We start from the raw sequence: 8,419 nt of genomic DNA, 5'->3' as shown, positions 1-8,419 counted from the left end.
CATGAGCCCGACCCAACAGCGACTCGCCGACCTGTTCGCAATCCACCAATACGCACCCACCCGCTGACCAACAGCGCCCAACACCGCGAGTTGGGTAATACACCAGCCCTGCCCAAAAACACAACCCCACCAGGGCAAATCAGGCCGTCGATCAACGAAGGCCGGAAACTCCCGCTAGGACTGGCGCGAATCCGGCGCACCGGCGAACGAGGCCGTGATGTCGCGATCGTAGGAACGTTGGCCTCGTATGCAGTTATCACAGTGACCGTGATCGCCTTGGCCGTGTGGGCCACCCGCACCGACCCCAGTCCGATGCGGATCGCCACACCCACCAGCACAACAGTGCGTACCACCACGACACCGGCGGCACCACCAACGGTGGCACCGGCGGGTCTGACCGGGTTGGTGTTGAGCCTTGAGGACGTCAAAAACAGTACGGGCAACCAGAATCTGATCGCGGATCCGCCCGCATTCCAACCCGAAGAGCCCGTATCAGTGCCCGACCGCCCCGAGTGTCTCGCGACGTTCGGGGGTGGCGCACGGAGTGCCTACGATATGCAGGCCGTCGTTGGTTACTACGGGTCATCGATGAAGGACGACCGCGATCTACGGACCCTGACGCAGGCCGGGCAAGTGTTACTGGCATTTGAGGACGCAGCCGCAGCACAAAGGCAACTGGCGGCTCTGCTGTCGATTTGGCGCCAATGCGGCGGCTCGACCCTGACTCTGAGCCCCCATCCCGGCACCAAGCAAAAGCCCACCACCGTGTCGATCAGTGTTCCCGCAGACGCCGGTAACGGCATCACCTCCATCGTGCTGACCGCGCAGGGACCGTTGCTGCGCCCGCGCACTGATCACACTATTGCCGTCAAGAACAACGTCCTCGCCGAGGTCGACGTCCTAATGATCAACACCGACCGCGGCCGGCAAGCCGCCGTCGACATCACCCGCGACATTCTCGACAAGATCCCCGGCTGAGCGCATGGCGAACGAGGTTGGCCACAATCCTGTTGGACCCATTCCCGTTGGCAGCGGTTCGTTGCGCCGACCATCGGTGCCGCGACGCAGGTCAACGATGACGTAAACACCCGAGCGACATTGGCCGCAGCATCCGCATGCGGGTTCGCCCGCGGGTACCGGTCAGCAGGGCCTTGACCGCGCCGTGGTCGGGATGACACTGTCGTGGCCGGGGCCGATGTCGCCGCAACCCGATCGCCTTGGCGACCACTACCTCGTAAGCACTCAACGCCGCGAGGATGTCGTCTGCGCCGCCGGCCGCGACACCCGAAATCCTTGTGCGGCTTTGGCTTTATTTGAGGACCGCTCAACCAGTCGCCGCTTCGGGCAAGCCGCCGACCGCGCGTTGCTGCACGGGTTGGCCCTTGCGCAGCGTCGCCAGCAGCTCGCGGTAGGGGCCGACGAGATAGACGGTGTCGCCGGCCCGCAGCCGGGCCTCCCGGCGCGGATGTAGCGTGACCGGCTCGTCGACCCTGGTGATCGCGATGACTCGGGTGTCGGTCGACAACTCGTACATCGGCAGCCCGTCGAGTTCGCTGCCGGCGCCCACCTGCATTCCGCCCACCATGAAGGAGTTTTGCCCCACCGAAAAGGTGCCCAGCACCTGCAGGCCCATCGCGGCGCCGATGAACCACGGTGCCGCCAATTCCACGGTCGAGCGCACACTTTCGAAGCCGAACCGCTGGGCCACCGCGCTGCCCAGCGTGCGGTCGTATACGCGCAGCACGAGCGGAACGCTGCGTCCTTTGGCCTTGAGGCCGCCCAGCATTTCCCGCAGCACGATCCCGGCTTCGACGTTGACCATGTCGTCCTGGGTGAGCACCGCCACCGCGCGGGCGTGAGCGACGCAGGCCGATTCCAGTGTCTGCGGCAACGTCGCGTCACCAAAGATGACCGGCACGTCCAGCTCGGCCGCCGATGACAGGTATCGGCTGTTTTCGTCGAGCTCGATGACCGCGACGTCGTACCCGGCGGCGGTCAAGTCCCTGACCACCCGGATGCCGAACGAGCCGAGCCCGACGACAATGACGTGGTTGCGCAGATGGCGTACCCGCATCCGCCCGGCCGAACGAGTGAATCGGCGCGACAACAGCAGGTCGGCGAGGAACGCGACCAGAATTGCGGTAAGGGTCACGCCGGCGAACATCAACGAGATGCTGAACACCCGCAGCCACGTGGGCTGGTGGGCGAAGCTGAAGTCGCCGTAGCCCACGGTGGCGATCGTCTCGGTGCTGAAGTACAGCGCGTCCAGCCACGTCATCCCCGGTGGGCGCAGGTAGGCAAAGCGCAACAAGATCGTCGATCCGATGAGCAGGACCGCCATCGCGGCCAAAGCCCGATAGAACATCGGGTTCACGTCGTTACGGAAAGCGCGTACCGCGTCGGACAGCTGGCGAAGCCACAGCAGGCGGAAACGCGTCGCTGTGGGCCGGGGGACCTTGATGCCGCGGACGGCCAGCTCGTCCGCGGTACCGATCATCGCGGTCTGGTCGCCGGCGTGGACGCGCAGATCGCGGCCCGGACAGGCGACCAGCTCGCCGGGGTTGGGAGAGTCCTTGCCGCGGACCACGGCCACCGGCGCAAGGTCGCCGTAGATTTCCCGCAGGGTCGCCTCCCGCGGTGCCTCGGCCCGCCAGACGACGAACTTCATGCCGGCCACCTCGAACGGGTGAGCGGTGCGCGCCAAACAGGCCTCGACGACCGACGGTGCCGCCAGATCAGCGACGTCGAGGATCGCGCCGGGCTCGTTGGCGGCAGTCATCGCTTCGCGCAGGACGTCGTTGGCCAGCCTCGCCACCACCCGCACGTGCGGGTCGGCTTTCCTTGCCAGCAGCGCGATTTCGAGATTTCGCGCGTCGTCGTCGCCGGCGCAGATGACGGCGATCGCCTGCGAGAGCTCGGCATCTTTGAGCTCGTCGGCGGCGAGCTTGACAATGTGGACGCCGGCGCTGTTCAGCTCCTCGACAATCGTGTTCGCCAGCGCGTCGTCACCGCTGACGATGATGTGCCGGTGCGCTCTCACCGATACCGCCGTGGCACCGGGTCGTCTGGCATTTTCAACCCCTCCGCTGGCTGCTATCGCTATCTACGGCTATCTGGCACCGTAACGGTTTGCCGGCCGAACATGTGTCGTAACCCGGCGGGCAGTCGGGTGGATACTCGGGCCATGCCTACAGCCCGGCGCGGTCACGAAAGTATCGACATTGCCGCGCCTCCCGATCTGGTGTACGACCTCATTGCCGACGTCACCCGGATGGGGGATTGGAGCCCGGAGTGCTATCGGTGCGAGTGGCTCGACGGGGTTTCCACTGCGGCCCCGGCTGCGCGGTTCCGCGGGTACAACCGGCTGGGTCTGATGCGCTGGGAAAGGACTGCGGTGGTGGGCACGGCCGAGAGGGGTCGCGAATTCAGCTTTACCACCGTCAACGACGGTGCCGGCCGTGAAGAAACACGCTGGCGCTACACCATGGAGCCGACACCGTCGGGAACACTGCTCACCGAATCTTTCGAGTTTCTCTGGTGTTCGATGGTCAACAGGTTGGCCGAAGCGGCTATTCCGCGGGGGCGGCAAATGGACCGCGGCATTCAGGAAACACTGCGGCGCATCAAGAAAGCGGCCGAAATCGCGGCCTGACGGCGACTATTTCAGATGTCGCGATACGGCACGCTGGACCGGACGACGTCGGCCTTGGGGTACCTACGCCGCAGGTAACGGTACAGTGACAGCGTTTTGGCGTCGCAGTGTTCGCTCGGCCCCACCAGCACCCCCTTGATTGCGCTTCGGTCGAATTCGAACCTGACTCGGGGTATCAGCCCGATGCGGGACGTGGAATAGAACGTTTCGGACGTATGGGATATCAGCCGCTGTTCTGCTTCGCCGAGGAACTTCTTGTGTTTCATCGAAGCCGCCAACGGAATTATTCGCCTGACCAGGCGCTGTTGGGCCGGATGAATGCCGGAAACGGTGTCGTCGCCCACGGCGTGGATCAATTCGTCGATATGGTCGTCGAGCAATCGAGTCACTTGTTCGGACTGTCGATCGGGCAGATATTCCACCGGATGCAACTCCGGAATCGGTACGGGTTCTGCGATCGGTAGTTCGGTGGGGAGCGTCGCTTGCTGGACGGTTTCCCTCAGTATCTGGCTGTCGAACTGGATCGCGTAGCCGCCGTTGGCGTATCCGCGCCACTGGGATAGGTCGTCTGCGGACATGGAAAAGCAGGCGACAAACGGTCCGAAATCGTCTTCGATGAGCTCTTGGGCGCGCAGCATATTCCTACAGACGCTCAGAATCGCGGACGATCGCAATTCAGGTTCCGCTTGTCCGGACGCTTTAATGTGCTCCCCGTACCGAGCAATCATCGCGCAGATGGCTTCCACGCCGTAGGAGAATTCCTGGGAGTCGTTCAGGTACGCGACATGAGTTCCCCAGATTTGTCCCGAGTCGAGAATTCCCTTGAGGCCCTTGATGTCTGTGTAGTGGTAGACGCTGCCGTCGCGCTCATGCACCGGCCGATCGGTTACGTGTTCTGCTGAGTGACCCGCAGCGGCGTCATCGGACACGTCGCCTAGTGAAGCACGTGGCGTCGGCGAGCTCAGCGAAACCGGCACACGCGACCGCCTGCGGCGCTCCCAGCGCGACGGTCGTGATACTGGCCGGGTGCCCTTCATCGAATCCGTCGCGTCCCGCGAGATCTATCGCAATCGCTGGATGGTGCTCCGCGAAGACGACATCCGCCGCCCCGATGGCAGCCCCGGGATATACGGCGTGGTGGACAAGCCGACCTACGCGCTCGTGATGCCGTATGACGGGCGCCGATTCCGGCTGGTCGAGCAATTCCGGTATCCCGTCGGCGCCCGACGCTGGGAGTTTCCGCAGGGCACCGCGCCCGATTTGGCCGATCTGGAGCCCGCCGAGCTGGCCGCGCGTGAGCTGCGCGAGGAGACCGGATTGTGTGCGGCGTCGTTCGAGTTGCTCGGCCGGCTCGACACCGCTCCGGGAATGACGAGTCAGCGTGGGTGGGTATATCTGGCCACCGACATCACCGAGGGAGAATCCGATCCTGAGCACGAGGAGCAGGACATGCGCAGCGCCTGGTTCCCGCGTGGCGATGTCGAGGAGATGATCCGCTCCGGAGTGATCGTCGACTCACAGTCGATCGCGGCCTACGGGCTGTTCCTCGTGCTCGGCCGATGACGCGGATTGCCTTGTGTTGCTCACCGTTTCGTCGTTTGTGGTGCCGAACGCGATCGTGTCCGCGCTGAGACCTGATTGCGTCGTCGAACCCGCACCATCTACCCAACGCGTCCGATTTCCAGGTGGGAAGCCCGTGTCGCTGGGATGTTCGCTGCCGCCGTGATCGTGCTATGCGGCAGCGTCGCGGTCCCGGTGCACGCGGCGACGCCATCGTGGAACGGGAAATACTCGCTGGTGCGTTACGCCGCCGACAAGACCGGCACCAGCATGGCTGCCGGCCAGGCCGAACCCACGTTCAGCGCGGACTACGTCTTCACGACGACGTGTTCGGCTGCCCAGTGCGTTGCCACTGCCACCAACGGACCTACGCCGAAGAACCCGACGTTGCCCCAGCCTTCTCATTACGCCTGGGATGGAACCAGGTGGGTGGAGCACTTCGACTTTCAGTGGGACTGCTACCTGGGAGAGGGGGTCGCCAAAGTGTGGGCACCCGCGCGGTCGTGGGCTTTCTACGCGCCCCAGGCAGACGGGTCGCTGCGCGGCACCTGGCATACCGACATTGCCAGCGGCCCGTGCCGCGGCAGCGTCGAAATGCCGGTGGCGGCGTTTCCTGCTCGACCTCAATAGAATGGGGCGGTTGCGACACGACCGAGGTACTGGCCGATAGCCTGATCGCATGACGGTGGGCGAGTCCGTTGCGCAGTCGCTGCAACAGTGGGATCGAAAACTGTGGGACGTGGCCATGCTGCACGCATGCAACGCCGTCGACGGCACCGCCCGAAAACGCTATCCGGCGTTGGGAGTCGGCACCCGCTTCCGGAGAGTCATCCGGGATTCGCTCGACATCTTCGGTGTGATGGCGACCCCCGGCGTCAACCTGGAAGAAACGCGTTTTCCGGTGGCGGTGCGATCCGATCTGCCGGACAAGCGCCCCGACATTGCGGACGTTTTGTTCGGGATTCACCGGTGGCTGCACGGTCACGTCGACGAAAGCACGGTTGGCTTCGAAGTGACCCCGTACGTGAACGCCGGTGCGGTACTGCGTTCTGCCAATGACGGCAAGATCCAGCTGACCAAGTTCGCGATCCTGGGAATGCTGGCCGTGGCCGTGTTTGCGCCGGAGAATAAGGGCGAGTCCATCCCGTCCGATTACCAGCTGAGCTGGTTTGACCATGTGTTCTACATCAGTGTCTGGTGGGGTTGGCAAGACCACTTCCGCGAAATCGTCAACGTCGACCCGTCGTCGCTGGTCAGGCTCAACTTCGGCGATTTATGGGATAGGTGGACACCGGTGTCGGCGAGCCCGGCGTAATCGAGGGTCTGTTAAACCGGCCCACCTTTGTCGGCGGCCCTGATTGTCGATGCTGCCGCCTGCGCCGCAGCTACCTGGCCGAACACCGATGACGGCGGCGCCAAGGTCCCGGGTTTCTCGGCGACCTCGGTCGCCCGTGCAGCGGCACTGACAACCATGGCCTGGTCCGATTCCTCCGCGAGCTCGCGGTGGGCAGTGCGGACCACCAAGGCGATCTGGGTCTGCACTGCCGCGCGGCGCGATGGGTCGACGCAGTTTTGGGCGACGGCACTCAGCAACTGCAGCAGCGCAGCCAGCACCAGCGGTTCCCGCGAACCGTAGCGGCGTATTTGTGCACATCCGACATGCAGGTAGGCGGCAAAGCCGGGGTACGGCAGCCAGACAAGGAGCTCCCCGCTGCCGTCGCGGCGTACGTCATTGGGAAGCGCGCGTGATGCCAGTACCGATTCGACCGCCGAAAGATGGTGCACGACTTGTATCGCCGTATAGGGGTCATTGACCGCGGGCGATAGCGCCCGCAGCGCGATATCGACCAGCTGCCGCAGTCCGAACCGGACGTCCTGCTGCAGGGTGCGCTCGAACCCGATGTGCACAAAACGCAAACAGTGTTGCGTAAAGTCCGATGCCGGTGGGCCCGGCTTGGTGCTCCGGCACCAGCACCAGCCGAGCAAGCCCCCGGCGGTGACGTAATCGCCGACAAAGGCAACCAGTTCCACGGTGTGCCCGCTGGCTGCTGCTGATTCGGCGATCTCGTCGATGTCGACGGTTTGGAGATAGCCCGACTGCGGGGCTAACAGCGGCGCCGCCCCGGCCGGCGGCTTAGGTGGCGTTTCCAGTTGCCGATCCGGCGTATCCGAATTCGGATACATCTCATCGATCAGCGCCAGCGTGCGCAGTCGCACCTTCTCCATGATCGTGTCGATCTGGATCGAGTGCATAAGGTGGTGCAGGAAATAGATCAGCGCGGCGAAGCTGACGAATGCCAGCGCGAGGGAACCGCTGACCGCAACCTTCGGTACAAACGCGCCCCCGCTGGCATGCTCTCCGACGGTGTGCAGCCCGCCGGTGCTGTAGGCGAAGGTGCAGGCGAAGATCGCCAACACCACCTGGTTGGACACATCGCGCAGGAAGGTCCGCAGTAACCGGACCGAGAATTGGCTGGAAGCGATCTGCAGGGACAGGACCGTCAGCGAGAAGACGATGCCGATGGTGGTGATCATCGTGGCCGACACCACGATCAGCACCCCGCGAGCGTCGCCGGCGGTGCCCTGAAACATCACCTTGTCGATCAGCGAGCCGGGTTTCACCGGTATCAGCGATAAAACAGCTCCAGCCGCGAGACCAAGCACAATACCCAGTGTCGGGAGCACCCAGACGGCGCCCTGCAGGTAATCCCGGATGACGCTGCGTCGGCTGAGCAGGCTCTTTGCGGTCACCGATTAAGCATGCACCGCCTACAGGCGGTGGAACGAGAGTTTGCCTACCGTTGTGCCGGATGCGGGTCGGCGGTTGCCGCCGCAATCACTCGGCCTGTCGGTGATTCGATCGAAGGTGGGTAGCGCGGCGGACCCCGGGTTTTAACCCTGGGGGTGAGCGCGTCAAGTTCGCGCTTGTGGTGCCCGCTGCCCCGCGTGGTCCGGCGTGTTGGCGTCATTAGATAGGTATCATCTGTCTAATATTGTCGGTGGTGGGTGTTACGTTGCGGACGAACGCGGATATCGCGTTCCAGTGCGCGTATCACGTGGTGTGGTGTGTGTCCGAAGCTGGGATTCCCCTCGTAGCGTGGAGACGTCGCTATTGAGGAGGCGGCGATGGCAGCAAACAGGCGGAAGTTCGATGAGGACTTCAAGGCTGGCGCGGTGCGGATCGTGCGAGAGACCGGCAAGTCGATC

General features: G+C 64.1%; 8 protein-coding genes and 1 pseudogene. 6 read left to right on the top strand and 3 right to left on the bottom strand.

Annotated features, from left to right (window positions below; genetic code table 11):
- The first annotated feature begins 261 nt into the window (after positions 1-261).
- Positions 262-978, top strand: coding sequence for a sensor domain-containing protein (locus tag EET03_RS19545; RefSeq protein WP_075541874.1), 717 nt, complete (start codon positions 262-264; stop codon positions 976-978).
- A gap of 346 nt (positions 979-1,324) precedes the next feature.
- Here the strand turns inward: EET03_RS19545 and EET03_RS19540 are convergent, their stop codons facing one another.
- Positions 1,325-3,040 (bottom strand): NAD-binding protein, encoded by a 1,716-nt coding sequence (locus EET03_RS19540; protein ID WP_075541873.1) that lies wholly within the window; start codon positions 3,038-3,040, stop codon positions 1,325-1,327.
- 144 nt (positions 3,041-3,184) lie between these two features.
- Between EET03_RS19540 and EET03_RS19535 the strand changes: the two genes are divergently transcribed.
- Positions 3,185-3,652, top strand: a complete 468-nt coding sequence (locus EET03_RS19535; RefSeq protein WP_075541872.1) for an SRPBCC family protein — start codon at positions 3,185-3,187, stop codon at positions 3,650-3,652.
- 11 nt (positions 3,653-3,663) lie between these two features.
- On the opposite strand, the gene EET03_RS19530 is transcribed toward EET03_RS19535, so the two are convergent.
- Positions 3,664-4,581 carry a DUF2971 domain-containing protein gene (locus tag EET03_RS19530; RefSeq protein ID WP_167470666.1) on the bottom strand — a complete coding sequence of 306 codons (918 nt, stop codon included), beginning with the start codon at positions 4,579-4,581 and terminating at the stop codon, positions 3,664-3,666.
- Positions 4,582-4,729: 148 nt separating this feature from the next.
- Here EET03_RS19530 and EET03_RS19525 point away from each other — a divergent pair, with 148 nt between their 5' ends.
- The 3 genes from EET03_RS19525 to EET03_RS19515 all read left to right on the top strand — a co-directional run bounded on the left by EET03_RS19525 (position 4,730) and on the right by EET03_RS19515 (position 6,527).
- Positions 4,730-5,215 (top strand): NUDIX domain-containing protein, encoded by a 486-nt coding sequence (locus tag EET03_RS19525; protein WP_208649094.1) that lies wholly within the window; start codon positions 4,730-4,732, stop codon positions 5,213-5,215.
- A gap of 144 nt (positions 5,216-5,359) precedes the next feature.
- Positions 5,360-5,842, top strand: coding sequence for an Rv2253 family sensor-like surface protein (locus EET03_RS19520; RefSeq protein ID WP_099193676.1), 483 nt, complete (start codon positions 5,360-5,362; stop codon positions 5,840-5,842).
- 49 nt (positions 5,843-5,891) lie between these two features.
- Positions 5,892-6,527 carry a hypothetical protein gene (locus EET03_RS19515; protein ID WP_075541869.1) on the top strand — a complete coding sequence of 212 codons (636 nt, stop codon included), beginning with the start codon at positions 5,892-5,894 and terminating at the stop codon, positions 6,525-6,527.
- Positions 6,528-6,538: 11 nt separating this feature from the next.
- Here EET03_RS19515 and EET03_RS19510 read toward each other — a convergent pair whose 3' ends face one another.
- Positions 6,539-7,963, bottom strand: a complete 1,425-nt coding sequence (locus tag EET03_RS19510) for a DUF2254 domain-containing protein (protein ID WP_075541868.1) — start codon at positions 7,961-7,963, stop codon at positions 6,539-6,541.
- A gap of 239 nt (positions 7,964-8,202) precedes the next feature.
- On the opposite strand from EET03_RS19510, the pseudogene EET03_RS33095 reads away from it, so the two are divergent.
- Positions 8,203-8,280: pseudogene (locus EET03_RS33095) on the top strand (IS200/IS605 family transposase); the annotation flags it as partial.
- Positions 8,281-8,419: the final 139 nt, after the last annotated feature.

This window comes from Mycobacterium innocens (genome assembly GCF_900566055.1).
Taxonomy (GTDB): Bacteria; Actinomycetota; Actinomycetes; order Mycobacteriales; family Mycobacteriaceae; genus Mycobacterium; species Mycobacterium innocens.
The sequence above is the reverse complement of the archived record's forward strand: the minus strand, read 5'-3'. Positions and strand labels throughout refer to the sequence as shown.